Source organism: Streptomyces sp. NPDC005374 (assembly GCF_042872225.1).
Taxonomy (GTDB): domain Bacteria; phylum Actinomycetota; class Actinomycetes; order Streptomycetales; family Streptomycetaceae; genus Streptomyces.
In genome coordinates, this window is the sequence record NZ_JBIAKA010000018.1 from 133019 (window position 1) to 158131 (window position 25113).

At 70.8% G+C, this 25113-nt stretch carries 19 protein-coding genes; 14 read left to right on the plus strand and 5 right to left on the minus strand.

The features are described from left to right. The first annotated feature begins 143 nt into the window (after positions 1 to 143). Positions 144 to 2018 (plus strand): AMP-dependent synthetase/ligase, encoded by a 1875-nt coding sequence (locus ACFYRX_RS36665; RefSeq protein ID WP_389109583.1) that lies wholly within the window; start codon positions 144 to 146, stop codon positions 2016 to 2018. A gap of 80 nt (positions 2019 to 2098) precedes the next feature. Here ACFYRX_RS36665 and ACFYRX_RS36670 read toward each other — a convergent pair whose 3' ends face one another. After that, the gene (locus tag ACFYRX_RS36670; protein WP_389109585.1) at positions 2099 to 2644 is read right to left on the minus strand and encodes a two-component system response regulator; all 546 of its coding nucleotides are present in this window, start codon (positions 2642 to 2644) and stop codon (positions 2099 to 2101) included. A gap of 13 nt (positions 2645 to 2657) precedes the next feature. Next, entirely contained in the window at positions 2658 to 6788 is a 4131-nt protein-coding gene (locus ACFYRX_RS36675; protein WP_389109588.1) for a HAMP domain-containing protein, read from the minus strand. A 102-nt stretch (positions 6789 to 6890) separates the two neighbouring features. On the opposite strand from ACFYRX_RS36675, the gene ACFYRX_RS36680 reads away from it, so the two are divergent. From ACFYRX_RS36680 to ACFYRX_RS36690, 3 genes are all read left to right on the plus strand, one after another. Then, positions 6891 to 8960: a SpoIIE family protein phosphatase gene (locus tag ACFYRX_RS36680; RefSeq protein ID WP_389109591.1), complete on the plus strand. Its 2070-nt coding sequence runs from the start codon at positions 6891 to 6893 to the stop codon at positions 8958 to 8960. A gap of 31 nt (positions 8961 to 8991) precedes the next feature. After that, positions 8992 to 10224, plus strand: coding sequence for a radical SAM family heme chaperone HemW (hemW, locus tag ACFYRX_RS36685; protein WP_389109594.1), 1233 nt, complete (start codon positions 8992 to 8994; stop codon positions 10222 to 10224). 100 nt (positions 10225 to 10324) lie between these two features. Then, the gene (locus tag ACFYRX_RS36690) at positions 10325 to 10903 is read left to right on the plus strand and encodes a Uma2 family endonuclease (protein ID WP_389109597.1); all 579 of its coding nucleotides are present in this window, start codon (positions 10325 to 10327) and stop codon (positions 10901 to 10903) included. Here the strand turns inward: ACFYRX_RS36690 and ACFYRX_RS36695 are convergent. Then, positions 10881 to 11696: a DUF3097 domain-containing protein gene (locus ACFYRX_RS36695; RefSeq protein WP_389109598.1), complete on the minus strand. Its 816-nt coding sequence runs from the start codon at positions 11694 to 11696 to the stop codon at positions 10881 to 10883. The genes ACFYRX_RS36690 and ACFYRX_RS36695 overlap by 23 nt on opposite strands. 34 nt (positions 11697 to 11730) lie before the next feature. After that, the gene (locus ACFYRX_RS36700; protein ID WP_389109601.1) at positions 11731 to 12459 is read right to left on the minus strand and encodes an MBL fold metallo-hydrolase; all 729 of its coding nucleotides are present in this window, start codon (positions 12457 to 12459) and stop codon (positions 11731 to 11733) included. 149 nt (positions 12460 to 12608) lie between these two features. Here ACFYRX_RS36700 and hrcA point away from each other — a divergent pair, with 149 nt between their 5' ends. The 10 genes from hrcA to ACFYRX_RS36750 all read left to right on the plus strand — a co-directional run bounded on the left by hrcA (position 12609) and on the right by ACFYRX_RS36750 (position 23553). Next, positions 12609 to 13628, plus strand: coding sequence for a heat-inducible transcriptional repressor HrcA (gene hrcA / locus ACFYRX_RS36705; protein ID WP_389109603.1), 1020 nt, complete (start codon positions 12609 to 12611; stop codon positions 13626 to 13628). Further along, on the plus strand, positions 13629 to 14768 hold the full coding sequence (dnaJ, locus tag ACFYRX_RS36710) for a molecular chaperone DnaJ (RefSeq protein ID WP_389109605.1): 1140 nt from the start codon (positions 13629 to 13631) through the stop codon (positions 14766 to 14768). A 294-nt stretch (positions 14769 to 15062) separates the two neighbouring features. Beyond that, entirely contained in the window at positions 15063 to 16139 is a 1077-nt protein-coding gene (locus tag ACFYRX_RS36715) for a nitronate monooxygenase (protein ID WP_389109608.1), read from the plus strand. After that, on the plus strand, positions 16136 to 16900 hold the full coding sequence (locus ACFYRX_RS36720) for a 16S rRNA (uracil(1498)-N(3))-methyltransferase (RefSeq protein WP_389109611.1): 765 nt from the start codon (positions 16136 to 16138) through the stop codon (positions 16898 to 16900). The genes ACFYRX_RS36715 and ACFYRX_RS36720 overlap by 4 nt, the downstream gene beginning before the upstream one ends. Before the next feature lie 15 nt (positions 16901 to 16915). After that, positions 16916 to 17308 (plus strand): VOC family protein, encoded by a 393-nt coding sequence (locus ACFYRX_RS36725; RefSeq protein ID WP_389109614.1) that lies wholly within the window; start codon positions 16916 to 16918, stop codon positions 17306 to 17308. Positions 17309 to 17450: 142 nt separating this feature from the next. Then, a complete protein-coding gene (locus tag ACFYRX_RS36730) occupies positions 17451 to 17984 on the plus strand; it encodes a hypothetical protein (protein WP_389109862.1) in 534 nt (177 codons plus the stop codon). Between the two features lie 45 nt (positions 17985 to 18029). Next, positions 18030 to 21245 (plus strand): S41 family peptidase, encoded by a 3216-nt coding sequence (locus ACFYRX_RS36735; RefSeq protein ID WP_389109616.1) that lies wholly within the window; start codon positions 18030 to 18032, stop codon positions 21243 to 21245. Between the two features lie 32 nt (positions 21246 to 21277). Continuing rightward, positions 21278 to 21631, plus strand: coding sequence for a histidine triad nucleotide-binding protein (locus ACFYRX_RS36740; protein WP_389109619.1), 354 nt, complete (start codon positions 21278 to 21280; stop codon positions 21629 to 21631). A gap of 6 nt (positions 21632 to 21637) precedes the next feature. Beyond that, positions 21638 to 22543: a ribonuclease Z gene (locus ACFYRX_RS36745; RefSeq protein ID WP_389109621.1), complete on the plus strand. Its 906-nt coding sequence runs from the start codon at positions 21638 to 21640 to the stop codon at positions 22541 to 22543. A 20-nt stretch (positions 22544 to 22563) separates the two neighbouring features. Then, on the plus strand, positions 22564 to 23553 hold the full coding sequence (locus ACFYRX_RS36750) for an adenosine deaminase (protein WP_389109623.1): 990 nt from the start codon (positions 22564 to 22566) through the stop codon (positions 23551 to 23553). 225 nt (positions 23554 to 23778) lie between these two features. Here the strand turns inward: ACFYRX_RS36750 and ACFYRX_RS36755 are convergent, their stop codons facing one another. Beyond that, entirely contained in the window at positions 23779 to 24966 is a 1188-nt protein-coding gene (locus ACFYRX_RS36755) for an MFS transporter (protein ID WP_389109625.1), read from the minus strand. Between the last annotated feature and the right edge of the window lie 147 nt (positions 24967 to 25113).

Consider the following 25113-nt stretch of genomic DNA (forward strand, 5'->3'; position numbering starts at 1 on the left):
CTCTGTAGGAAGTGACAGGCCGCCGCCCCTTACGCAGGGGTCGACCGCGCCTTAGTCTGATCTCTGCTCGATAGTTACTCGCGAGTTAAACAACAGCCGCCAAACCTGAGCCGGCCGCACTGTCGCGGGCCCCGGAGGATGTCGTGAGCGACACACAGACACTGATCGAGAACCGCCCGCCGAGTGTGGCGACCCTCTTCCTGGAGCGTGTCGCGTCCACACCGGACGCCGAGGCGTACCGGTACCCGGTGCCGGCGGCCTCCGGCCAGGGCCCGGACGAGTGGAAGTCGCTCAGCTGGGCGCAGGCCGCGGAGCGGGTGCACGCCATCGCGGCCGGACTGATCGAGCTGGGGGTACAGCCCGAGCAGCGGGTCGCCCTCGCCGCCTCGACCCGGCTCGAGTGGATCCTCGCGGACCTCGGCATCATGTGCGCCGGCGCCGCCACCACCACGGTCTACCCGCAGACCAACGCCGACGAGTCGGCGTTCATCCTCTCCGACTCCGAGAGCCGGGTGCTGATCGCCGAGGACGCGGCCCAGGTCGCCAAGGCGGTCGAGAAGAAGGGCGAGCTGCCCCACCTCACCCACGTCGTCGTCATCGACCCGGCCGGCGTCGAGACCAGCGACTGGATCCTCACCCTCGCCGAGCTCGAGGCCCGTGGCGCGGCCCGCCTGGAGAAGGACGCCGACCTCATCGAGGAGCGGGTCGGCGCCATCACCAAGGACCAGCTCGCCACCCTCATCTACACCTCGGGCACCACCGGCCGCCCCAAGGGCGTGCGCCTTCCGCACGACAACTGGGCGTACATGGCGAAGGCGATCGCCGCGACCGGGCTGGTCAGTGCCGAGGACGTGCAGTACCTGTGGCTGCCGCTCGCGCATGTCTTCGGCAAGGTGCTCACCTCCGGGCAGATCGAGGTCGGTCACGTCACCGCCGTCGACGGCCGTGTCGACAAGATCATCGAGAATCTGCCGATCGTGCAGCCGACGTACATGGCGGCCGTGCCGCGCATCTTCGAGAAGGTCTACAACGGGGTCGCCGCGAAGGCCCGCGCCGGCGGCGGCGCCAAGTACAAGATCTTCCAGTGGGCCGCCGAGGTCGGCCGTGCCTACGCCAAGGAGAGCCAGGACAACTTCCGGCGCACCGGCACCGCGGGCGCGTCCTTCGGGCTGAGCGCCAAGCACAAGGTGGCCGACGCGCTGGTCTTCTCGAAGATCCGGGAGGCGTTCGGCGGGAACCTGCGGGCGTGTGTGTCCGGGTCCGCCGCCCTCGCGCCGGAGATCGGGTACTTCTTCGCCGGCGCCGGCATCCACATCCTCGAGGGGTACGGCCTCACGGAGTCCTCCGCGGCCTCCTTCGTGAACCCCGGTGAGGCCTACCGCACCGGTACGGTCGGCAAGCCGCTGCCCGGCACGGAGGTCAGGATCGCCGACGACGGCGAGATCCTGCTGCGCGGGCCCGGCATCATGGAGGGCTACCACGGGCTGCCCGAGAAGACGGCCGAGGTCCTTGAGGCCGACGGGTGGTTCCACACCGGGGACATCGGTGAGCTGTCGCCCGACGGGTATCTGCGGATCACCGACCGCAAGAAGGACCTCATCAAGACATCCGGCGGCAAGTACATCGCGCCCGCCGAGGTCGAGGGACAGTTCAAGGCGGTGTGCCCGTACGTCTCCAACATCCTGGTGCACGGGGCGGACCGGAACTTCTGCACGGCGCTCATCGCGCTCGACGAGGTGTCGATCCTGGAGTGGGCCAAGGAGAACGGGCTCGAGGGCAAGTCGTACGCGGAGGTCGTCGCCGCGCCGGTGACCGTCTCCATGGTCGACGGGTATGTGAAGCAGCTCAACGAGGGGCTTCAGCGCTGGCAGACCATCAAGAAGTTCCGGCTGCTGCCGCGGGACCTGGACATCGAGCACGGTGAGATCACGCCGAGTCTCAAGCTGAAGCGGCCTGTTGTGGAGCGGGAGTACAAGGGGCTCATCGACGAGATGTACGCGGGGTCTCGCGAGGCGTAGGCGGGTGGCCGGGGAGCGGGCGCGGCTGCCGGTGCGTTGTGGCTGGTCGCGCAGTTCCCCGCGCCCCTAGGTGGGACACCTCAGCGCTTCTCCACAAGGAGCCGGAGTTCCCTCACCTGGGCGCGCTGGGGTTCTGTCAGCTCGTCCTCCAGCGCGGTCAGGCGCTTGTTCACCTCCTCGTAGTCGGCCCGTTGGCGTGCCAGCAGTCGCTCCAACTGCTGGTTCTTCCTGTGCAGTTCGAGGAAGACGCTCACCTTGGCGCGCAGCACCCACGGGTCGAACGGCTTGGTCACGTAGTCCGCCGCGCCGGTCGCGTAGCCGCGGAAGGCGTAGCCGGGTTCGTCCTCCGTGCCTGTGAGGAAGATGATCGGGACGTCCTTCGTCTGGTCCAGGCGTTTGATGTTCGCCGCGGTCTCGAAGCCGTCCATGCCCGGCATGCGGACGTCCAGGAGGACCAGGGCGAACGGGCGCCGCAGCAGCGCCTTCATCGCCTCCTCGCCCGAACGGGCGCGCACCAGCGGTTCGTTGAGGGACCCCAGGACGGCCTCCAGCGCGATCAGGTTGTCCTCCATGTCGTCGACCAGGAGGATGCCCGCACTGCCGTCGGTCGTTGCCTCAGCGCTCATCTGACTGCCTCATTCAGTCGTCCGTGGGCGGGACCACCGCTCCCTCGGCCTCGGCCGGTTCCTCCGCCTGCGTGCCCTCGGGGTTCAGGAGAGCGCAGACGACGGTCAGCAGCTGGTCGACGTCCACCGGCTTGGGTACGTAGTCGTTGGCGCCGCGCGCGATCGACTTCTCACGGTCTCCGGGCATCGCCTTCGCGGTGAGCGCGACGATGGGCAGACCGGTCCAGCGCGGGGTGCGACGGATGGCGGCGATGGTCTCGTAGCCGTCCATCTCCGGCATCATGATGTCCATCAGGACGAGTTCGACGTCCGGGTTGCGCTCCAGGGTCTCGATGCCCTCGCGGCCGTTCTCCGCGTACAGGACCGGCATGCCGACCCGGCCCAGCACATGGGTGAGGGCGAAGACGTTGCGGATGTCGTCGTCGACGATCAGTACCCGCCGCCCGGAGAGCACCTGACCTGCCCGCCCCGTCTTCCACGCCTCCAGCCTGGTGGGCGCGGGCCACGAGTCCTCGGCGTCGTGGGCGGTCGGGTAGGACTCGGTGGACAGGTCCTCGGGGGCCGGCAGGAGGCGGTCCTCGGTGGTCGGGCCGGGCGCCGGGTGGCCGGGACTGACGACGGGGACGTAGAGCGTGAAGGTGGAGCCCGTGCCGGGTTCGCTCTCGGCGACGATACGGCCGCCCAGCAGCCCCGCGATCTCCCGGCTGATGGACAGCCCGAGCCCGGTGCCGCCGTACTTGCGGTTGGTGGTGCCGTCGGCCTGCTGGAACGCCTCGAAGATCACCGGGAGTTTCTCCCGCGCGATACCGATGCCGGTGTCGGACACCGCGAACGCGATGACCTCGTCGCTGTCGCGGACGAACCGGCGCTCGGGGTCGTGGAAGCGGTTGACCCGCAGTTCGACCCGGCCCGTGGCGGTGAACTTGATCGCGTTGGAGAGCAGGTTGCGCAGGATCTGCTGGAGGCGCTGCTCGTCCGAGTACATCTCGCGCGGCACGTCCTCGCCGACCGCCACCTCGAAGGCGAGCCCGCGGTCCAGGGTGAGCGGGCGGAAGGTGGCGTGGACGTAGTCGAGCAGCTTGATGAGCGGCAGCTTCTTGGGCCGTACGTCCATCCGGCCGGCCTCGATCTTCGACAGGTCCAGGATGTCGTTGATGAGTTGCAGGAGGTCGGAGCCCGACCGGTGGATCGTGGTCGCGAACTGGACCTCCTGGTCGGAGAGATGGCCGTCCTGGTTGTCGGAGAGCAGCCGGGCCAGGATCAGCAGGGAGTTCAGCGGGGTGCGCAACTCGTGCGACATGTTCGCCAGGAACTCCGACTTGTACTGGGACGACGTGGCCAGAAGGGCCGCCTTCTCCTCCAGTTCGGCGTTGGAGCGCTGCAACTCCGCCTGCTGCTCCTGGAGTTCGTCCGAGCGCTCCTGGAGCTGCCGGGCCAGGCGCTGGGACTCGCCCAGCAGGGACTCGGTGCGGGAGTTGGCGATGATGGTGTTGATGGCGACACCGATGGTGTTCACGAACTGGTCGAAGAAGGCCAGGTGGACGTCGGAGAAGCGGGAGAAGGACGCCAGCTCGATCACGCCGAGGAGCTTGTCCTCGAAGAGGATCGGGATGATGACGACGCTGGCCGGGGCCGCCTCCCCGAGCCCGCTGTTGATCTTGATGTAGTCCGGCGGGGCCTCCTCGACCAGGATCCGCTTCTTCTCGCGGGCCGCCTGCCGGACCAGACCGTGCACCGGCATGCCGCCGGTGTCGACGGTCGCCCCCTGCGCCGAGCCGTAACCCGCGATGAACGCGAGGCCCTTCGCGGGAACGGCAGTGTGCAGAGAGGTGCCGTCCTCGTCGGGGTCGGCCAGGAAGAACGCCCCGTACTGCGCGTTGACCAGCGGGGTCAGCTCCCGCAGGATCAGGTCGGCGACCTCCATCAGATCCCGGTGGCCCTGCATCAGCGCGGCGAGACGGGCGAGGTTCGACTCCAGCCAGTCCTTCGCCCGGGTCGTCTCGCGGAGGTTGGCCACCATCAGGTTGATGTTGTCCTTGAGCTCGGTGACCTCGCCCTGGGTCTCCACGGTGATGGCGCGGGACATGTCTCCCTGGGCCACCGCGGAGGCCACCTCGGCGATCGCCCGGACCTGGGTGGTCAGGTTGGAGGCCAGCTCGTTCACGTTGGTCGTGAGCCGCTTCCAGGTGCCGTACACGCCCTCGACCCGTGCCTGGCCGCCGAGTCGGCCCTCGGAACCCACCTCGCGGGCCACCCGGGTCACCTCGGAGGAGAAGGAGGAGAGCGTGTCGACCATGGTGTTGATGGCGGTCTTCAGCTCCAGGATCTCGCCGCGCGCGTCCACGTCGATCTTCTTGGACAGGTCGCCGTTGGCCACGGCCGTCGTCACCTGGGCGATGTTCCGCACCTGCGAAGTCAGGTTGTCCGCCATGTAGTTGACGTTGTCCGTCAGGTCCCGCCAGACCCCGGAGACGCCCAGCACCTGGGCCCGCCCGCCCAGCCGGCCGTCGGTGCCGACCTCGCGGGCCACCCGGGTCACCTCGTCGGCGAAGGCCCGCAGTTGCTCCACCATCGTGTTGACGGTGTCCTTCAGTTCGAGGATCTCGCCGCGGGCGTCGACCGTGATCTTCTTGGAGAGGTCGCCGTTGGCGACGGCGGTGGTGACCTGGGCGATGTTCCGGACCTGTGAAGTCAGGTTCAGGGCCATGAAGTTGACGTTGTCCGTCAGGTCCTTCCAGACCCCGCTGACACCCCGCACCTGCGCCTGACCGCCGAGGTTGCCCTCGGTGCCGACCTCGCGGGCGACGCGGGTGACCTCGTCGGCGAAGGCGGAGAGCTGGTCGACCATGGTGTTGATGGTCGACTTCAGCTCCAGGATCTCGCCCTTCGCCTCCACCGTGATCTTCTTGCCGAGGTCGCCCTGAGCCACGGCCGTCGACACCAGCGCGATGTTGCGGACCTGCGAAGTCAGGTTGTCCGCCATGAAGTTGACGTTGTCGGTGAGGTCCTTCCAGACCCCGCTCACGCCGCGCACTTGGGCCCGCCCCCCGAGGTTGCCCTCGGTGCCGACCTCGCGGGCGACCCTCGTCACCTCGTCGGCGAAGGCCGAGAGCTGGTCGACCATCGTGTTGATGGTGGACTTGAGCTCCAGGATCTCGCCCTGCGCGTCGACCGTGATCTTCTGCGACAGATCGCCGTTGGCCACGGCCGTCGTCACCTGGGCGATGTTGCGGACCTGCGACGTCAGGTTCGACGCCATGAAGTTGACGTTGTCGGTGAGATCCTTCCAGACCCCGGAGACACCCCGCACCTGGGCCCGCCCGCCCAACTGCCCCTCGGTGCCCACCTCGCGGGCCACGCGGGTGACCTCGTCGGCGAAAGCGGAGAGCTGGTCGACCATCGTGTTCACGGTGAGCTTCAGTTCGAGCAGTTCACCGGTCGCCTCGACCGTGACCGTGCGGGTGAGGTCACCGCGGGCCACCGCCGTCGTCACCAGGGCGATGTCACGGACCTGCGCGGTCAGCCGGGACGCCATGGTGTTGACCGCCTCGGTCACATCCCGCCAACTGCCCGACAGACCCGTCACCTTGGCCCGCCCGCCGAGCCTCCCCTCGGTGCCGACCTCGCGGGCCACCCGGGTCACCTCACCGGTGAACAGGGAGAGCTGGTCGACCATCTTGTTCACGGCCCGGCCCAGCCGCCGCAGATCACCGCGCAACTGCCGGTTGCCGTCGTGCAGATCGACCCGCTGGGTCAGATCGCCGCCGGCCACCGCGTCCAGCACCCGGGTCGCGTTGGCGGCCGGGGCCACCAGAGCGTCGAGCAGCTGGTTCACGTCGTTGACCCGGGAGGTCCACGAGCCCTGCCCGGGGCTCGGGGAGAGCCGCTCGTCGAGCCGGCCGTGCCGGATCAGCTCCCGCTTCACCCGGTTCACCTCGCCGGTGAAGTGCAGGTTGCGGTCCACCAGCTGGTTGAAGACGGCCGTCAGTTCGGCCACGATCCCGTCACCGGTCTCCGGCAGCTTCGTGAAGTCACCGTCCCGGGCCGCGGTCATGGCGGCGAGCAGAGGGCGCAGATCCGACGCACGAATCCGGTCACCTTTCTGTCCGTCCTCGAGCACAGAGGTACCACTGTTCTCACTCATGGCGGCCCACTTCGGTAACTCGGCGCTTATGGGCGTGGCCAGTCTGTCACTCTGTCCGCATCGACTGAGGCGTATTCGTCCGAACTGCTCGGGGAGACGGCCATGGGGGCCATTCCGGTGCAACGGGAGTGTGTTGCCCGTGCGTCCGTCGCGCCGGGGCCCGGTGACGGCGCGCTCCCGTACGCTCCGGCGCACGCCCAGGCCACCCTCCCCGGCAGTCCGTTCGCGCCGGCCTCGGCCCGGGCCCTGTTACGGGCCACGATCGCCGAGTGGGCCGAACTCGCCCTGCCAGGCACCGAGTTCCTCACCGACCGGCAGGTCGACGACGCCGTGGTCGTCGTGAGCGAGCTCGTCACCAACGCCGTCGTGCACGCGGGCACCGACGTCGAGCTGGACTGCCGCCTGGAGGCGCACACCGGCGCCCTCGTCATCGAAGTCCTCGACCACCATCCCTCGCGCGCGCCGCACGACGGTGACCCCGAGGCGTGGTACGGCATACCGGAGTACGGGCGCGGACTGCGCCTGGTCGCCGCCCTCGCCGAGTCCTGGGGCGTCACCTACCGCACGGGCGCCAAGACGGTGTGGGCGCAGTTGCCGGCCGGCGGCAAGGAGGCCCTCGACGGAATCCAGGCGTACGCCGGGGAAGCCGCGCAGGAACGGGAGCCCGAGGGCGTTCACGAACGGGAGCCGGGGGGCGTGCACGAAGGAGAGCCGGAGGGCGTGCACGAACGGGGGCTGCGGATCGCCGGGAAACTCGCCCCGGAGCCGCCCCAGGGACCGGTCCCGCCCCAGACGCCCGCCTCCCGCGGCGAGCAGGACCGGGACTGGCTCAACCGCGGCGCCCTGTCCTTCCTCGCCGAGGCCTCCGACCTGCTCGCCGGGCAGCTCGACGAGAACCTCGTCGCCGCGCTCGCCGGCCAGCTGATCGTGCCGCGGCTGGCCGACTGGTGCGCGGTGTGGCTGGAGGACGAGGTCGCCGGACGCTGGGGCTCCCCCCGCACCGGCGAGTCGGAGTCCGGGAACGGGGCGGGCTGGGGCGAGGGCGGAGTACCCGGACCCCGGCTGGCCCGGGTATGGCACGGCACCGAGAACCGGATCGAGGACCTGCGGCGCGCCCTGGAGAAGGTGCCGCCGGGACCTTCGGGCACGCACTGCCCCGGACCCGCGCCCTTTCCCTGGCCCGGAGAGGCGCTCGGCCCGCACGGTACCCACGGCTCCGCGCTCGCCTACCGCCTCACCGCCGGCGGCCGCCCGCTGGGCACCCTGGTCATCGGCCGGGCCGGGCTGCTGTCCTTCCCCGACGAGATCACCGGGCTCGTCGAAGACCTCAGCCGCCGGGTGGCGCTCGCCATCGGCGCGGCCCGCCAGTACGCCCGGCAGGCCACCATCAGCGCGGTGCTCCAGCGCGGTCTGCTGCCCGGCGCGGTCGCCGAGATCCCCGGGGTGCGCAGCGCCCTGGTGTACGAGCCGTGCGACAAGGGCGGGCCCAGCGGCGACTTCTACGACCTCTTCCCGGCCGGCGACGGCCGCTGGTGCTTCGCCCTCGGCGACGTGCAGGGCAAGGGTCCCGAGGCCGCCGTGGTCATCGGTCTTGCCCGGCCCTGGCTGCGGCTGCTGGCCCGCGAGGGGTACCGCGTCGCCGACGTCCTGGACCGCCTCAACCAGCTGCTCCTCGACGACGCGACGGAGGTCGCGGACGCGGCGGCGCGGGCCCTGGCCGCCGCGGGCGGACGCCCCGCGGGCCCCGCGGACGGCCCCCAGACCCGCTTCCTGTCCCTCCTCCACGGCGAGCTCGTGCCCTTCGACGGCGGAGTGCGCTGCACCCTCGCCTCCGCCGGACACCCGCTGCCCCTGCTGCTCGGGGCCGACGGCAAGGTCCGTACGGTCGCTCGGCCGCAGACCCTCATCGGGGTCATCGAGGACGAGACGTACACCAGTGAGACCTTCGAACTGCGCCCCGGCGACAGCCTGCTGTGCGTCACCGACGGCGTGACCGAGCGGCGCAGCGGCCCCCGGCAGTTCGACGACGAGGACGGGCTCGCCCAGGCACTGGCGGGGTGCGCGGGGCTGGGCGCCGAGCTGATCGCGGAGCGGATCAGACGGCTGGTGCACGAGTTCGGGGCGCGGCCGCCGGAGGACGATCTGGCACTGCTCGTGCTGCAGGCGGAGTAGGTCCCCGCCGGGGTGCTGGACAATGGAAGGCATGCCTTCCGCACTCCCCGACGGTGAACCCGTTCCCGACGACGGCTCGCTCCCCGCGTCCGCGCTCACCGGGTCCGCCGACCGCCCCCTCGGTTTCTATCTGCACGTCCCGTACTGCGCGACCCGCTGCGGCTACTGCGACTTCAACACCTACACCGCGACCGAGTTGCGCGGTTCGGGCGGGGTGCTGGCCTCCCGTGACAACTACGCGGACACCCTGATCGACGAGATCCGGCTCGCCCGCAAGGTCCTCGGCGACGATCCGCGCCCGGTCCGCACGGTGTTCGTGGGCGGCGGTACGCCGACCTTGCTTGCCGCCGGGGACCTCGTACGGATGCTGGGGGCGGTCCGCGACGAGTTCGGGCTCGCGCCGGACGCGGAGGTGACGACCGAGGCGAACCCGGAGTCGGTGGACCCGGCGTACCTGTCCGCCCTGCGGGAGGGCGGCTTCAACCGGGTGTCCTTCGGGATGCAGAGCGCGAAGCAGCATGTGCTGAAGGTGCTGGACCGTACCCACACGCCGGGGCGGCCCGAGGCGTGCGTGGCGGAGGCCCGGGCGGCGGGCTTCGACCACGTGAACCTGGACCTGATCTACGGCACCCCGGGGGAGTCCGACGACGACTGGCGGGCCTCCCTCGAGTCGGCGATCGGGGCCGGACCGGATCACGTCTCGGCGTACGCCCTGATCGTCGAGGAGGGCACCCAGCTGGCTCGTCGCATCCGCCGGGGCGAGGTCCCGATGACCGACGACGACGTCCACGCGGACCGCTACCTGATCGCGGAGGACGTGCTGTCGGGCGCCGGGTTCGACTGGTACGAGGTGTCCAACTGGGCCACCTCGGACGCGGGCCGGTGCCTGCACAACGAGTTGTACTGGCGCGGGGCCGACTGGTGGGGCGCCGGGCCAGGGGCGCACTCGCACGTGGGCGGGGTGCGGTGGTGGAACGTGAAACACCCCGGGGCGTATGCGGGGGCGCTGGCTGCGGGGCGGTCCCCGGGCGCGGGGCGGGAACTGCTCTCCGACGAGGACCGGCGGGTCGAGCGGATCCTGCTGGAGCTGCGGTTGGTGGAGGGGGTGCCGTTGTCGCTGCTGCGGGAGGAGGGGCTGGCGGCTTCCCGACGGGCGCTGGGGGAGGGGCTGCTCAAGGGCGCGCCGTACGAGGAGGGGCGGGCCGTGCTGACGTTGCGGGGGCGGCTGCTGGCGGACGCGGTGGTGCGGGATCTGGTGGATTGATCACTCGGCGGAGTGAATCGGTGCGGAACGCCGGTTCGGTCCCTAACCTGGTTCGTAGGCTGCCGTTAAAAGTACGCGGCGGATGTGGAGGGCCACGGAGATGACCGCTGTGGACGAGCGTGGGATGACCAAGTACTTCGAGGAGCTTGAGCCTCCCGAGGGCGTCAAGGTCGAGCTTCTCCGGGGGGAAATCGTGATGATGGCCAGCCCTGATCTTGTGCACAACATGATCATCGAGGATGTGCTGGACCAGATCCCGCGTAAGCGGTGGTCGCGATTGCAGACCCAGGATGTCGACATCCTCGACGAGGCCAGTGAGCCGGTACCGGACCTGGTGGTCCTTGAGCGCGAAGTCATGCCTGCCTCGGGACGTCTGTTGCCGTGTCGTCTGATCACGATGGTCGTCGAGGTCGTTTCCAAGACCAGCGTCCAGCGAGACTATGAAATCAAGCGCTCGATCTACGCTGCCGGCATGGTGCCCGCCTACCTCATCGTCGACCCGATCATGGCGCAGTGCGTGCTGCTGACGAGGCCAGCCGGAAAGGGTGAGAACGCCGACTACCAGCGTCAGCAGCTCACCAAGTTCGGGGCATCGCTGCCGTTGGAGGAACTGGGGCTCGAAATGGACACCAGTGAGTTCGGAACGTTCCCCGGCGTCAAACCCCACCGCTATCCGTGACGAAGTCGATCAGCTCCTCCACCCGCCCCAGCAGCTCCGGCTCCAGGTCCCTGTAAGACCCCACCCGCTTCAGAATCGCCTGCCACACCGCGCCCGTGTTCTCCGACGGCCAGCCCAGCGCCCGGCACACGCCCGTCTTCCAGTCCTGGCCGTGCGGTACCCGTGGCCACGCCTCGATGCCCAGGGACGACGGCTTCACCGCCTCCCAGATGTCGATGTACGGGTGGCCGACGACCAGCGCGTGTTCGCTGGTCACCGACGCCGCGATACGTGACTCCTTGCTGCCCGGCACCAGATGGTCCACCAGCACGCCCAGCCGGGCGTCCGGACCCGGTGCGAACTCGGCCACGATCGCCGGAAGGTCGTCCACGCCCTCCAGGTACTCCACGACCACGCCCTCGATGCGCAGGTCGTCGCCCCAGACCTTCTCCACCAGTTCCGCGTCGTGGCGGCCCTCGACGTAGATCCGTCCGGCGCGGGCCACGCGTGCGCGTGCGCCGGGCACGGCGACCGACCCGGAGGCGGTCCGTGAGGGTCGTACCGGAGCCGCTGCCGCCGGCCGGACCAGCGTCACCACCCGGCCCTCCAGCAGGAAACCGCGGGGCTCCAGCGGGAACACCCGGTGCTTGCCGAAGCGGTCCTCCAGGGTCACCGTGCCCGCCTCGCAGCGGATCACCGCGCCGCAGAAACCGGTGCCCGGCTCCTCGACCACCAGACCGGGCTCGGCGGGCACCTCCGGCACCGGCTTGGACTTCTTCCACGGAGGGGTCAGGTCGGCGGAGTACTGGCGCATTCGGATGACGATAGGAGAAGCGGCACCGGAGTCCTCACGACACGCCGAAGCGTGCCGCCAGCGCGTCCCGCTGGGACCGTACGAACGCCGCGTCCACCACCGCTCCGTGACCGGGCACGTACAGCGCGTCCTCGCCGCCCAGCTCCAGCAGCCGGTCCAGCGCGGCGGGCCAGCGAGGCGGTACGGCGTCCGGACCCGCCTGCGGTTCACCCGACTCCTCGACCAGGTCGCCGCAGAAAACCACCTCCGGTGAACCGGGGACGAGGACCGCGAGGTCGTGGGCGGTGTGGCCGGGGCCCACGTTCGCCAGCAGGACCTGCCGGCCGCCGCCCATGTCGAGCGTCCACTCACCGGAGACGTGATGCCGGGGGGAGACGAGCGCGTCCACGGCCTCGTCGGCCGACGAGGAGTCCAGGCCGTTGCGCACCGCGTCCGCCCGCAGTTCCGCGCGGCCCAGGCGCCCCGCCAGCACTGTCTCCACGCCCACCGCGCCGAACACCTCCACCCCGGCGAACGCCGCCGCGCCGAAGACATGGTCGAAGTGGGGGTGGGTGAGCGCGAGATGGGTCACACGGTGACCGGCGAGTTCCTCGGCCTGCGCCCGCAGACGGACACCCTCCGTGAGGCTCGAGCCGGAATCGATCAGCAGGGCCGTGCCCTCGCCGATCACCAGGCCCGCCGTGCAGTCCCAGCCGGGCAGCCGGCACCGCCCCACCCCGGCCGCGACCCGCTCCCACCCGAGCTCTTCCCAAGTCACCGTCATACGGCGACGCTAGCCGTACAACCCGTCACGCCGGGACCAGCCTTGCCCTCGGAGTACCCCACCGCCGTACACTGGCCCGGGAGCGCTGGCACTCGGACGGACAGAGTGCCAGGCGAGGCGACAGGGAACGACTACTGGAGGTGTGCGCGGTGCTGAGTGAACGCAGACTCCAGGTGCTGCGCGCCATCGTCCAGGACTACGTCGGAACCGAGGAGCCGGTCGGGTCCAAGGCCCTGACCGAGCGGCACAACCTCGGAGTGTCCCCGGCGACCGTCCGCAACGACATGGCGGCCCTGGAGGACGAGGGGTTCATCGCCCAGCCGCACACCAGTGCCGGGCGGATCCCCACGGACAAGGGGTACCGCCTTTTCGTCGACAAGCTGGCCGGCGTCAAGCCGATGACCGGGCCGGAGCGGCGCGCGATCCAGAACTTCCTCGACGGCGCCGTGGACCTCGACGACGTCGTGGCCCGGACCGTGCGGCTGCTCGCGCAGCTCACACGGCAGGTCGCCGTCGTGCAGTACCCCTCACTGACCCGCTCGACCGTGCGGCACGTGGAACTGCTCTCGCTCGCCCCCGCGCGCGTGATGCTCGTGCTGATCACGGACACCGGCCGGGTCGAGCAGCGCATGGTCGACTGCCCGGCGCCCTTCGGGGAGGCCTCGCTCGCCGACCTTCGGGCGCGGCTCAACAGCCGGATCGCGGGGCGGCGGTTCGCCGATGTGCCCCGGCTGGTCGAGGACCTGCCGGAGGGGTTCGACGTCGAGGACCGGGGTACCGTCACCACGGTGCTCTCCACCCTCCTGGAGACGCTCGTCGAGGAGAACGAGGAGCGGCTGATGATCGGCGGCACCGCCAATCTCACCCGCTTCGGACATGACTTTCCCCTCACCATCCGGCCCGTTCTGGAGGCTCTGGAGGAGCAGGTCGTCCTCCTCAAACTCCTTGGTGAGGCCGGTGATTCGGGCATGACCGTACGTATTGGTCACGAGAACGCCTACGAGGGACTCAACTCCACTTCAGTGGTGTCGGTCGGTTACGGTTCGGGCAGCAACGAGGCAGTCGCCAAGCTCGGCGTGGTCGGACCGACCCGCATGGATTACCCGGGAACGATGGGAGCGGTACGCGCAGTGGCACGGTACGTCGGACAGATCCTGGCGGAGTCGTAAGTGGCCACGGACTACTACGCCGTTCTCGGCGTGCGCCGCGACGCGTCGCAGGAAGAGATCAAGAAGGCGTTCCGTCGGCTCGCTCGCGAGCTGCACCCGGACGTCAACCCGGATCCGAAGACCCAGGAGCGGTTCAAGGAGATCAACGCCGCCTACGAGGTGCTCTCGGACCCGCAGAAGAAGCAGGTCTACGACCTCGGCGGCGACCCGCTCTCGCAGGCCGGCGGCGGTGGCGCGGGCGGCTTCGGGGCCGGTGGGTTCGGGAACTTCTCGGACATCATGGACGCGTTCTTCGGTACGGCCTCACAGCGGGGGCCGCGCTCGCGGACCCGGCGCGGCCAGGACGCCATGATCCGGCTGGAGATCGAGCTCGACGAGGCGGCCTTCGGTACGACGAAGGACATCCAGGTCGACACGGCGATCGTCTGCACCACCTGCAGTGGTGAGGGAGCGGCGCCGGGAACCTCCGCGCAGACCTGTGACATGTGCCGCGGCCGCGGTGAGGTGTCGCAGGTGACGCGGTCCTTCCTCGGCCAGGTCATGACCTCGCGCCCGTGCCCGCAGTGCCAGGGCTTCGGCACCGTGGTCCCCACTCCCTGCCCGGAGTGCGCGGGCGACGGCAGGGTCCGCTCGCGTCGCACGCTGACCGTCAAGATCCCGGCCGGCGTCGACAACGGCACGCGGATCCAGCTCGCGGGTGAGGGCGAGGTCGGCCCCGGCGGCGGTCCCGCCGGCGACCTGTACGTCGAGATCCACGAGCTGCCGCACTCGACGTTCCAGCGGCGCGGCGACGACCTGCACTGCACGGTGACGATCCCGATGACGGCGGCATGCCTCGGCACGAAGGTGCCGCTGGAGACGCTGGACGGCATGGAGGAGGTCGACATCCGGCCCGGCACCCAGTCCGGCCAGTCGATCCCGCTGCACACCCGGGGCGTCACCCACCTCCGCGGTGGCGGACGCGGTGACCTCATCGTCCACGTCGAGGTGCAGACCCCGACGAAGCTCGACCCCGAGCAGGAACGACTGCTGCGCGAACTGGCCAAACTGCGCGGCGAGGAGCGCCCCACGGGTCAGTTCCAGCCGGGGCAGCAGGGGTTGTTCTCCCGGTTGAAGGATGCGTTCAACGGTCGTACGTGAGCTGTGGGGAGGGCTGCCGGGGGTCCGGGGGTTGTCCCCCGGGTGAGCACAGTCAGCCGGGGCAGCAAGGGTTGTTCTCCCGGTTGAAGGATGCCTTCAACGGTCGTACGTGAGCCGTGGGGAGGGCTGCTGGGGCGGGTAGACACTTTTCTCGCCCCCGCCGCCCCTTCCCGTCCCGTCCCTGGGGCTGTGCCCCAGACCCCCTATCGGCCCGAAGGGCCTCGTCCTCGAACGCCGGACGGGCTGACAGCGGGCGGATTCGGACTTGTCCGGAGGACGTGACAACATGCCGTCATGTCCTCCGCACTGACCGATCTCTTCCCTCATCCGATCGTGCAGGCGCCCATGGCGGGCGGCGTCTCCGTGCCGCGGCTCGCCGCCGCCGTGTCCGATGCGGGCGGGCTGGGGTTCCTCGCCGCCGGGCACAAGACGGCCGACGGGATGTACCAGGAGATCAAGCAGATCCGGGGGCTCACCGGACGTCCCTTCGGCGTCAACCTCTTCATGCCGCAGCCGGAGTACGCCGACCCGGCCGCCGTCGAGGTCTACGCCCACCAGCTGGCCGGTGAGGCCACCTGGTACGAGACCGAGCTCGGCGACCCCGACAGCGGACGTGACGACGGCTACGACGCCAAGCTCGCCGTCCTGCTGGACAACCCGGTGAAGGTGGCCTCCTTCCACTTCGGCATCCCGAGCGGCGAGGTCCTGGAGTCGCTGCGCCGGGCCGGTACCTTCACCCTTGTCACCGCGACCAGCCCCGAAGAGGCCCTCGCCGTGCAGTACGCGGGCGCCGACGCCGTGATCGCCCAGGGCGTGGAGGCCGGCGGGCACCAGGGCACCCACCGGGACATACCCGAGCAGGACGGCTCAGGTCTCGGTCTCCTGACCCTCGTCGCACAGATCCGCGAGACCGTGGCCCTGCCGATCGTGGCCGCCGGCGGCATCATGCGCGGCAGCCAGATCGCCGCCGTCCTCGCCGCCGGAGCCGACGCGGCCCAGCTCGGCACGGCGTTCCTCGCCACGCACGAGTCCGGCGCCCACGACGTGCACAAGCGGGCGCTGACCAACCCCCTCTACGTCCGCACCGAGTTGACCCGCGCCTTCTCCGGCCGCCCCGCCCGCGGCCTGGTCAACCGCTTCGTGCGCGAGCACGGCCCCTACGCCCCCGCCGCCTACCCGGAGATCCACCACCTCACCGCGCCCCTGCGCAAGGCCGCCGCCAAGGCCAAGGACCCGCAGGGCATGGCGCTGTGGGCGGGACAGGGTCACCGGTTGGCACGCGAGCTGCCCGCGGGACAGCTCGTGGAGCTCCTCGCGGCCGAACTCGCGGACAGTCGGACAGCGTTGTCGGCCAAGGGAGAACAGCGATGACCCGACCGGTGTTCGTCGTCGAGCGCTTCGTCCAGCAGAGCGAGCCGGGGAGCGGCGGACGGTATGTCCTCGACGGCCCCGAAGGGCGTCACGCCGTCTCCGTGAAGCGGCTCCAGCCCGGCGAGGACGTCATCCTCACCGACGGGGCCGGGCGCTGGGCCGACTGCGTGGTGCTCGGCACCGAGGGCAAGGACCGGCTGATCGTGCAGCTGGACTCGGTGTCCGAGGAGGAACCCCCTCCACAGCCCCGCATCACCGTCGTCCAGGCCCTCCCCAAGGGCGACCGCGGCGAGCTGGCCGTGGAGACCATGACCGAGGTCGGCGTCGACGCCATCGTGCCCTGGCAGGCGGCCCGCTGCATCACCCAGTGGAGGGGCGAGCGGGGACTGAAGGCGCTCGGCAAGTGGCGGGCCACCGCCCGCGAGGCCGGCAAGCAGTCCCGGCGGATCCGTTTCCCCGAGATCGCGGACGCGGCGACCACGAAACAGGTTGCCTCACTTCTGGCCGAAGCCGACTTCGCCGCCGTGCTGCACTCCGACTTCGACCATGGCAGGTGGCCGCTGGCCACCGCCGAACTCCCCGAGGAAGGTGAGATCGTGCTGGTCGTCGGCCCCGAAGGGGGTGTCGCCAAGGACGAGTTGGCGCTCTTCCAGGAGGCCGGTGCGCGGGCCTGTGTCCTCGGGCCTACCGTGTTGCGGACATCTACCGCCGGGACGGCGGCCGCGGCCCTGGTCCTTGGCCGTACCGGCCGCTGGTCCTGAGCCGAGAGGAACACCGTGGAACTCGCCCAGGTCCGTCTGCTCGTCAGCGACTTCGCCGCCTGTTACCACTTCTACGCCGAAGTCCTCGGTCTCAAGCCCCAGTCGGGGGCGGTGGGCGGACCGTACGAGAAGTTCAGCCCCGCCACCGGCTCCGCGGGCATCGCCCTCCAGGACCGGTCGATGATGGCGGAGGTCCTCGGTGAACTGGGCGACACGGCCACCGGCCACCGCTCCCTGGTGGTGCTGCGTGTGGACGAACTGGACGCGTACTGCGAGCAGATCACCGGTCGTGGAGCCGTCCTGCTGCACGGCCCGGCCGCCATGACGGACCGTATGCGGGTCGCCCACCTCAAGGACCCGGAGGGCAACCTGGTGGAACTTCAGGAGTGGCTGCTGCTGCGCGGCTGACGGTACTTCTCGTCGCCGGTTCGCGGCACGCAGGCCGTCTGGGGGTACGCGGCCACGTCGACGCCGGGTCACTCGCAACCGGCGCGCGCAATGACCGTATGCGCCCTACCGTCGGACGGTGCGCGGTGGCAGGCTGCCCTTCATGGTGGCGTTGAGACGGAACGGGCGTCGGCCGCGCGGGGTGCGAGTGGCGGGCGTGGTCGGGGGTGCCGTACTGGCCGTGGGCGGGGTCGCCGCCTGTGATCCGACCGGTGTGGTCAGCTCCGCGACGGTCTCCTACACCACCGACCAGCTGGTCACCAAGGAGCTGAACCGGCAGAAGGCCGACGTGAGTTGGCTGACCTGCACGGCCTCGTACGACGACGGGGACCGGACGCCGAGCGCCACGGTGAACACGGTCGCCACCGTCGACTGCGACGGGAAGACACGGGACGGCAAGGACATCACCGTCAAGGGCAAGGTGACCCGGACCGTCAGCGGCGCGTGCGTGCGCGGGAACCTCACCGCGACGGTGGGCGGCAGGCAGTGGTTCCACGTGGACGGACTCGGCGACTGCACCGCGACACCCACGCCGCCGGTCAACAACCCGGGGCGGCCCGGCCCCACGGTCACGGTGACCGTCACGAAGACCATCTGGTGCCAGAAGGACCCGCAGTGCTGGCCCGACGGCAAGTGATCGAAACCTCTGTGCACGGGGACCGCCCGTGCATAGGGTGATCGGGTGACACAGCCTGCGACGTCTGCATATCTCCGGTTTCCGCATCTGCGGGGCGAGTTGGTCGCCTTCACCGCCGAGGACGACGTGTGGCTCGCGCCGCTCGACGGCGGGCGCGCCTGGCGGGTCAGCCCGGACAACGTGCCGGTCACCCACCCCCGTATCTCGCCCGACGGCACCACCGTCGCCTGGACCTCCACCCGCGACGGCGCCCCCGAGGTGCACATCGCCCCGGTCGACGGCGGACCGGTCAGGAGGCTGACCCACTGGGGCAGTATCCGCACCCAGGTGCGCGGCTGGACCCCGGACGGAGAGGTCCTCGCGATCACCACCCACGGCCAGGCGAGCCTGCGCCGGAGCTGGGCGCACGCCCTCCCGCTCGACGGCGGACCCGGCACCGTCCTGCCCTACGGACCGGTCGGCCATGTCGCCCACGGCCCGGCGACCGTGCTGCTGTCCGCGCCCATGGGACGCGAGGCCGCCTGGTGGAAGCGGTACCGGGGTGGCACGGCGGGCAAGCTGTGGATCGACCGGGACGGTGACGGCGAGTTCGTGCGGCTGCACGACGACCTGGACGGAAACCTGGAGTACCCCGAGTGGGTGGGGGACCGGATCGCCTTCCTCTCCGACCACGAGGGCACCGGAGCCGTCTACTCCTCCCTCGCCGACGGCTCCGACCTGCGCCGGCACACGCCTCTCGACGGCTACTACGCCCGGCACGCCTCCGGTGACGGCACCCGGATCGTCTACGCCTCCGCCGGCGAGCTGTGGATCCTCGACGACCTGGACGGCGCCGAACCGCGCCGCCTGGACGTCCGGGTGGGCGGCCAGCGTGCCGACCGGCAGCCGTTCCCGGTGAACGCCGCCCACTGGTTCGGATCCGCCGCCCCCGACCACACCGCGCGCGGCAGCGCGGTCGCCGTGCGCGGAGCCGTCCACTGGGTCACCCACCGCTCCGGCCCGGCCCGCGCGCTCGCCGTCGAACCCGGCGTCCGGGCCCGGCTGCCGCGCACCTTCCGCACGGAGGGCGAGGAGTGGGTGGTGTGGGTGACGGACGCGGAGGGCGACGACGCCCTGGAGTTCGCGCCCGCCACCGGCCTCGCGCCGGGCGCCACCCCGCGCCGCCTCGCCGCCGGACAGCTCGGCCGCGTCCTCGGCCTCGCGATGGCCCCCGACGGCAGCAGGGCCGCGGTCGCCGCCCACGACGGCCGTGTCCTGCTCGTCGAGCGGGAGACCGGCGAGGTCCGCGAGGTCGACCGCAGCGAGGACGGCGACGTACGCGGGCTGACCTTCTCGCCCGACTCCACGTGGCTCGCCTGGTCGCACCCGGGCCCGGGCCCGCTCTCCCAGCTGAGGCTCGCCAACACCACCGACCTCTCGGTCACCGAGGCCACCCCGCTGCGCTTCCAGGACTACGCCCCCGCCTTCACCCTCGACGGCAAGCACCTGGCCTTCCTCTCCAACCGCGCCTTCGACCCGGTCTACGACGAGCACGTCTTCGACCTCGCCTTCGTGGTCGGCGACCGCCCGCACCTGATCACCCTGGCCGCGACCACCCCGTCCCCCTTCGGCCCGCAGCGGCACGGCCTCCCCTTCGAGGCCCCCGACAAGGACGAGACCCCGGACAGCGAGGGGACTCCGGCCACCCGCATCGACCTCGAAGGCCTCGCCGACCGGATCGTGCCCTTCCCGGTGGAGGCCGGCCGCTACTCCAACCTGCGCGCGGCCAAGGACGGCGTCCTGTGGCTGCGCCACCCCGTCCAGGGCGTCCTCGGCTCCTCCCGGGCCACCCCCGACGACCCCGACCCCAAGACCGACCTCCAGCGCTACGACCTCGCCCAGCAGCGCATCGAACACCTCGCCGCCGACGCCGACCACTTCGCCGTCAGCGGCGACGGCAAGCGCGTCCTGCTGTGGACCGACGGCCGCCTGAAGGTCGTACCGAGCGACCGCCGTGCCGCCTCCGACGACGACAGCGACACGAACATCACCGTCGACCTCGGCAGGATCCGGCAGACCGCCGACCCGTCGGCCGAGTGGCGGCAGATGTTCGAGGAGACCGGCCGCATCATGCGGGACCAGTTCTGGCGTCCCGACATGAGCGGCGTCGACTGGAACGGCGTCCTCGACCGCTACCGCCCGGTCCTGGACCGTCTCGCCACCCACGACGACCTGGTCGACCTCCTCTGGGAGGTGCACGGCGAACTCGGCACCTCCCACGCCTACGTCACCCCCCGCGGCGGCCACGGCCACGGCCCCCGCCAGGGGCTCCTCGGTGCCGACATCTCCCGTCACGAGGACGGCCCGCAGGGATCGGCACAGTGGCGCATCGACCGGATCCTGCCGACCGAGACCTCCGACCCGGACGCCCGCTCCCCGCTGGCCGCGCCCGGCGCCGCGGTCCGGGCCGGGGACGCGATCGTCGCGGTCGGCGGCCACCCGGTCGACCCGGTCACCGGTCCCGGCCCCCTCCTGGTCGGCACGGCGGGCAAGCCGGTCGAGCTCACCATCTCCCCGTCCGGCGGCGGCGACCTGCGGCACGCCGTCGTCGTACCGATCTCCGACGAGGAGCCGCTGCGCTACCACGCGTGGGTCGCCGACCGGCGGGCCTACGTCCACGAGAAGTCCGGCGGCCGGCTGGGGTATCTGCACGTCCCGGACATGCAGGCTCCGGGCTGGGCCCAGATCCACCGCGACCTGCGCGTCGAGGTGGCCCGCGAGGGACTCGTGGTCGATGTCCGCGAGAACCGCGGCGGGCACACCTCCCAGCTGGTCGTCGAGAAGCTGGCCCGCAGGATCGTCGGCTGGGCGCTGCCGCGCGGAATGCGGGCCACCAGCTATCCGCGGGACGCGCCGAGGGGCCCCGTGGTCGCCGTCGCCAACGAGTTCTCGGGCTCGGACGGCGACATCGTCAACGCGGCGATCAAGGCGCTGGGCATCGGCCCGGTCGTGGGAACGCGTACCTGGGGCGGCGTCATCGGCATCGACAGCCGCTACCGCCTGGTCGACGGCACGCTGATCACCCAGCCCAAGTACGCGTTCTGGCTGGAGGGTTACGGGTGGGGCGTCGAGAACCACGGCGTCGACCCCGACGTGGAGGTCGTACAAAGGCCGCAGGACCACGCGGCGGGGAGGGACACACAGCTCGACGAGGCGGTGCGGATAGCGTTGGAGGCGCTGGAGGCTGCTCCTGCGAAGATGCCTCCGAGCCTGCCTCGTTAAAATGCCTCACGACCTCGTACGGAAGGAACCACATGCCAGGGGAACCCCAGGACGACTGCCTGTTCTGCAAGATCGTCGAAGGCCACATCCCGGCGACGATCGTGCGAGAGACCGAGACGACCGTAGCGTTCCGGGACATCAACCCCCAGGCCCCCACCCACGTCCTCGTGATCCCCAAGGCCCACTACGAGAACGCCGCCGCCCTCGCCGCCGCGGAACCGCAACTCGCCGCCGACGTCCTCCGCGAGACCCAGGCCGTCGCGGAGGACGAGAAGCTGGAGAGCTACCGCACCGTCTTCAACACCGGCAGCGGCGCCGGCCAGACCGTCTGGCACGCCCACGCCCATGTGATCGGCGGCCGCGGCCTCCAGTGGCCCCCCGGGTAACTCGCCGTGTCCGTACGTGAGTTGGTCGTCCTCGGCACCGCGAGCCAGGTCCCCACCAGGCACCGCAACCACAACGGCTACCTGCTGAGGTGGGACGGTGAGGGCATCCTCTTCGACCCCGGAGAAGGCACCCAGCGCCAGATGCTGCGCGCCGGTGTCGCCGCCCACGACCTCCACCGGATCTGTGTCACCCACTTCCACGGTGACCACTCCCTCGGTCTCGCGGGCGTGATCCAGCGCATCAACCTCGACCGGGTCCCGCACGAGGTCACCGCCCACTACCCGAAGTCGGGGCAGCGCTTCTTCGACCGGCTCCGGTACGCGACGGCCTACCGCGAGACGGTCCGGCTCACCGAGGCGCCGGTCGCCGAGGACGGGGTGATCGCGGAGACCGGCGGCTACACCCTGGACGCCCGCAAGCTCTCCCACCCCGTCGAGTCCTACGGCTACCGCCTCACCGAACCCGACGGCCGCCGCATGCTCCCGGACCGTCTCGCCGCGCACGGCATCAAGGGGCCCGACGTCGGACGCATCCAGCGGGAAGGCTCCCTGAACGGTGTCTCCCTCGACGACGTCAGCGAGGTCCGGCTGGGCCAGCGGTTCGCGTTCGTCATGGACACCCGCCTCTGTGACGGCGTCCACGCTCTCGCGGACGGCGTCGACATGCTCGTCATCGAGTCGACCTTCCTGGACGAGGACGAGCAACTGGCCATCGACCACGGCCATCTGACGGCAGGCCAGGCGGCCCGCGTGGCTCGTGACGCCGGTGTGCGGCACCTTGTGCTCACCCACTTCAGCCAGCGCTACTCCGACCCGGAGGAGTTCGAGCGGCAGGCACGGGCGGCCGGGTACGAGGGCGAGCTGACCGTGGCCCATGACCTGCTGAGGGTGCCGGTTCCGAAACGGCGGTGAGGCGGCCGTACGATACTTCGATGTCCCTCCCCAAAGCTGAACTGCACCTGCACATCGAAGGCACCCTGGAGCCGGAGCTGGCCTTCGAGCTGGCCGCGCGCAACGGCGTCGCACTGCCCTACGCCGACACGGACACGCTCAGCAAGGCGTACCGGTTCGAGGATCTGCAGTCCTTCCTGAACCTGTACTACGAGCTCATGGCCGTCCTGCGCACCGAGCGGGACTTCGAGGACCTGGCCAACGCGTATCTCGCCCGGGCCGCCGCGCAGGGGGTCCGGCACGCGGAGATCTTCTTCGACCCGCAGGCGCACATCGCGCGGGGCGTGGACATGGGGACGGTCGTCGAGGGGCTGTGGCGGGCGCTGGGCAGCAGCGTGGAGAACCACGGCGTCTCCACACAGCTGATCATGTGCTTCCTGCGGGACGAGTCCGCCGAGTCGGCCCTCGCGACGCTGGAGGCCGCGAAGCCCTACCTCGACCGGATCGTCGGCGTCGGGCTCGACTCCGCCGAGGTGGGGCATCCGCCGGTGAAGTTCCGCGAGGTGTACGAGGCCGCGGCGGCGCTGGGGCTGCGGCGGGTGGCTCACGCCGGGGAGGAGGGGCCGCCGGAGTACATCGTCGAGGCGCTCGACGTGCTCGGGGTGGAGCGGATCGACCACGGGCTGCGCTGCGTGGAGTCGCCGGAACTGGTGGCCCGTCTTGTGCGGGACCGGATTCCGCTGACCTTGTGTCCGTTGTCGAATGTGCGACTTCGTACGGTTGATGTGCTTGCCGATCATCCGTTGCCCGCGATGTTGGAGGCGGGGTTGATGTGCACGGTCAACTCCGATGACCCCGCGTACTTCGGGGGGTATGCGGGGGACAACTTCGAGGCGGTGCGCTTGGCGCTGGGCCTGGGCGAGGAGCGGTTGAAGGAGCTTGCCCGGAACTCGTTCCTTGCGGCCTTCTTGGAGCACGATGAGGGGCTGCGGGCTCGGTATCTTGCGGAAGTTGATGCTTACGAGTTCTGAGGTGCGTTGTCGTCTGCCGCGCCGTCGTGGCTGGTCGCGCAGTTCCCCGCGCCCCTAAAGGCTGCGCTCACGCTGCCGTTGCGTTGTCGGGTGCCGCGCCGTTGTGGCTTGTCGCGCAGTTCCCCGCGCCCCTAAAGGCTGCGCTCACGCTGCCGTTGCGTTGTCGGGTGCCGCGCCGTCGTGGCTGGTCGCGCAGTTCCCCGCGCCCCTGAAAGACAGGAGCGCTTACGCTGCCGTTGCTTTGTCGTAGGCCTGGGTTTCCACCTGGATCTCCACGACCGGCAAGGTCCGCCGCCCTGCGCCCATTGCCACCGCTGTCATTGGCACCGCGATCAGCAGCAGGCCTGCCGCCAGGGCCGTGCCCATCGTCGGGAAGCCGGCCTGGGAGGCGAGGAGGCTGCCGGTCAGTGGGCCGGCCGCCGTGCCCAGTGATGATGCCGAGCCGACCAGGACCGCCCAGCGGCCGCGGGGGTCGAGGGAGGCGGCGAGGCTTATGACGTACGACAGGACGATCGGGTAGAGCGTGTTCCACGCGATCTCGCCGGTCGCGAAGGACGTCAGGTCGTGCGCGGAGGCGCTGAGGGCGATGCAGGCGGCGATGAGGACCGTTCCGCCGCCGATGGGCAGGGCGCGGCCCAGCCGTGGGCCGAGCGTGCCCGCGCCGACGACTCCCAGCAGCCCCGTGCCGAGCGCGATCGCGAAGATCGCGCCGACCGTGGTCTCGGAGAGGTGGGCCTGGGTGAGGCCGATGCGGCCGCTGACACCCCAGAGGGCGTTCTGGGCCAGGGACCAGCAGAGGAGGGTGACGGCGAGGAGCAGGCCGGCGCGGAGGTGGGGGAGCGGGGTGCCGGTGTCCAGGCCGCGGGCGGGGGCCGTGCGCAGGGGGAGCCGGCCGGTCAGGGGCCAGACGGCGAGCGCGGTGAGGGCGATGGCGGCGAGGGGCTGTCCGTGGCCGGGGCCCAGGTGGGGGACGGTGAGGTAGACGGCTCCCGCGAGCGCGGAGACGCAGAGGAGGCCGACCGTGGTGGTGCGGTGCGGGTCGGGCTGGGCGGCGATGCCGGTGGCGGCCACCGCCGTCGACGTACCGGATCCGAAGCCGCCGATCAGTGCGCCCGCGACGACGGCCGGGACGGCGTGGGCGAGGGCGGCGCCGCCGTAGCCGAGGACGGCGAGGGTCAGGCCGATGCGGGCGAGTGTGCGCGGGCCGATGCGGTCGACGCGGGAGGCGAGCAGGAAGCCGGCGGCGGCCGAGCTCAGCAGGAGGGCACTGCCGACGGCACCGGCTTCGGTGGCGGTGAGCGGAAGCCCCGAGTCGAGCCTTCCGACGGTGGTGGGCAGGAGATAGGGGGCGAGATACCCGGCCGCGAAAAGGGCGACGAGGGGCCAGGGCAGGGTGGAGCGACGGGCGAACACGGGCGTTCCCAGGGCATGCGAAAAGAAGCGGCTCAAGCAGGGGGTGGGGCGCAGGCCGTCGACGGACAGGAACGCGCGAAGAGAATTTGTATCAAGCACGCGGTTGCGGGAAGAAGCCCGGGTGGCGTGATCTGACTCACGTTCCGT

Bases quoted from the DNA above. Each gene is read 5' to 3' on its own strand.
- ACFYRX_RS36670 (WP_389109585.1), bottom strand. From the start codon at position 2,644: ATGAGCGCTGAGGCAACGACCGACGGCAGTGCGGGCATCCTCCTGGTC.
- ACFYRX_RS36720 (WP_389109611.1), top strand. From the start codon at position 16,136: ATGACCCGACCGGTGTTCGTCGTCGAGCGCTTCGTCCAGCAGAGCGAG.
- ACFYRX_RS36695 (WP_389109598.1), bottom strand. From the start codon at position 11,696: ATGCGCCAGTACTCCGCCGACCTGACCCCTCCGTGGAAGAAGTCCAAG.
- ACFYRX_RS36700 (WP_389109601.1), bottom strand. From the start codon at position 12,459: ATGACGGTGACTTGGGAAGAGCTCGGGTGGGAGCGGGTCGCGGCCGGG.
- ACFYRX_RS36715 (WP_389109608.1), top strand. From the start codon at position 15,063: ATGTCCTCCGCACTGACCGATCTCTTCCCTCATCCGATCGTGCAGGCG.
- ACFYRX_RS36740 (WP_389109619.1), top strand. From the start codon at position 21,278: ATGCCAGGGGAACCCCAGGACGACTGCCTGTTCTGCAAGATCGTCGAA.
- hemW (WP_389109594.1), top strand. From the start codon at position 8,992: ATGCCTTCCGCACTCCCCGACGGTGAACCCGTTCCCGACGACGGCTCG.
- ACFYRX_RS36675 (WP_389109588.1), bottom strand. From the start codon at position 6,788: ATGAGTGAGAACAGTGGTACCTCTGTGCTCGAGGACGGACAGAAAGGT.
- ACFYRX_RS36750 (WP_389109623.1), top strand. From the start codon at position 22,564: ATGTCCCTCCCCAAAGCTGAACTGCACCTGCACATCGAAGGCACCCTG.
- ACFYRX_RS36730 (WP_389109862.1), top strand. From the start codon at position 17,451: ATGGTGGCGTTGAGACGGAACGGGCGTCGGCCGCGCGGGGTGCGAGTG.
- ACFYRX_RS36680 (WP_389109591.1), top strand. From the start codon at position 6,891: ATGGGGGCCATTCCGGTGCAACGGGAGTGTGTTGCCCGTGCGTCCGTC.
- ACFYRX_RS36690 (WP_389109597.1), top strand. From the start codon at position 10,325: ATGACCGCTGTGGACGAGCGTGGGATGACCAAGTACTTCGAGGAGCTT.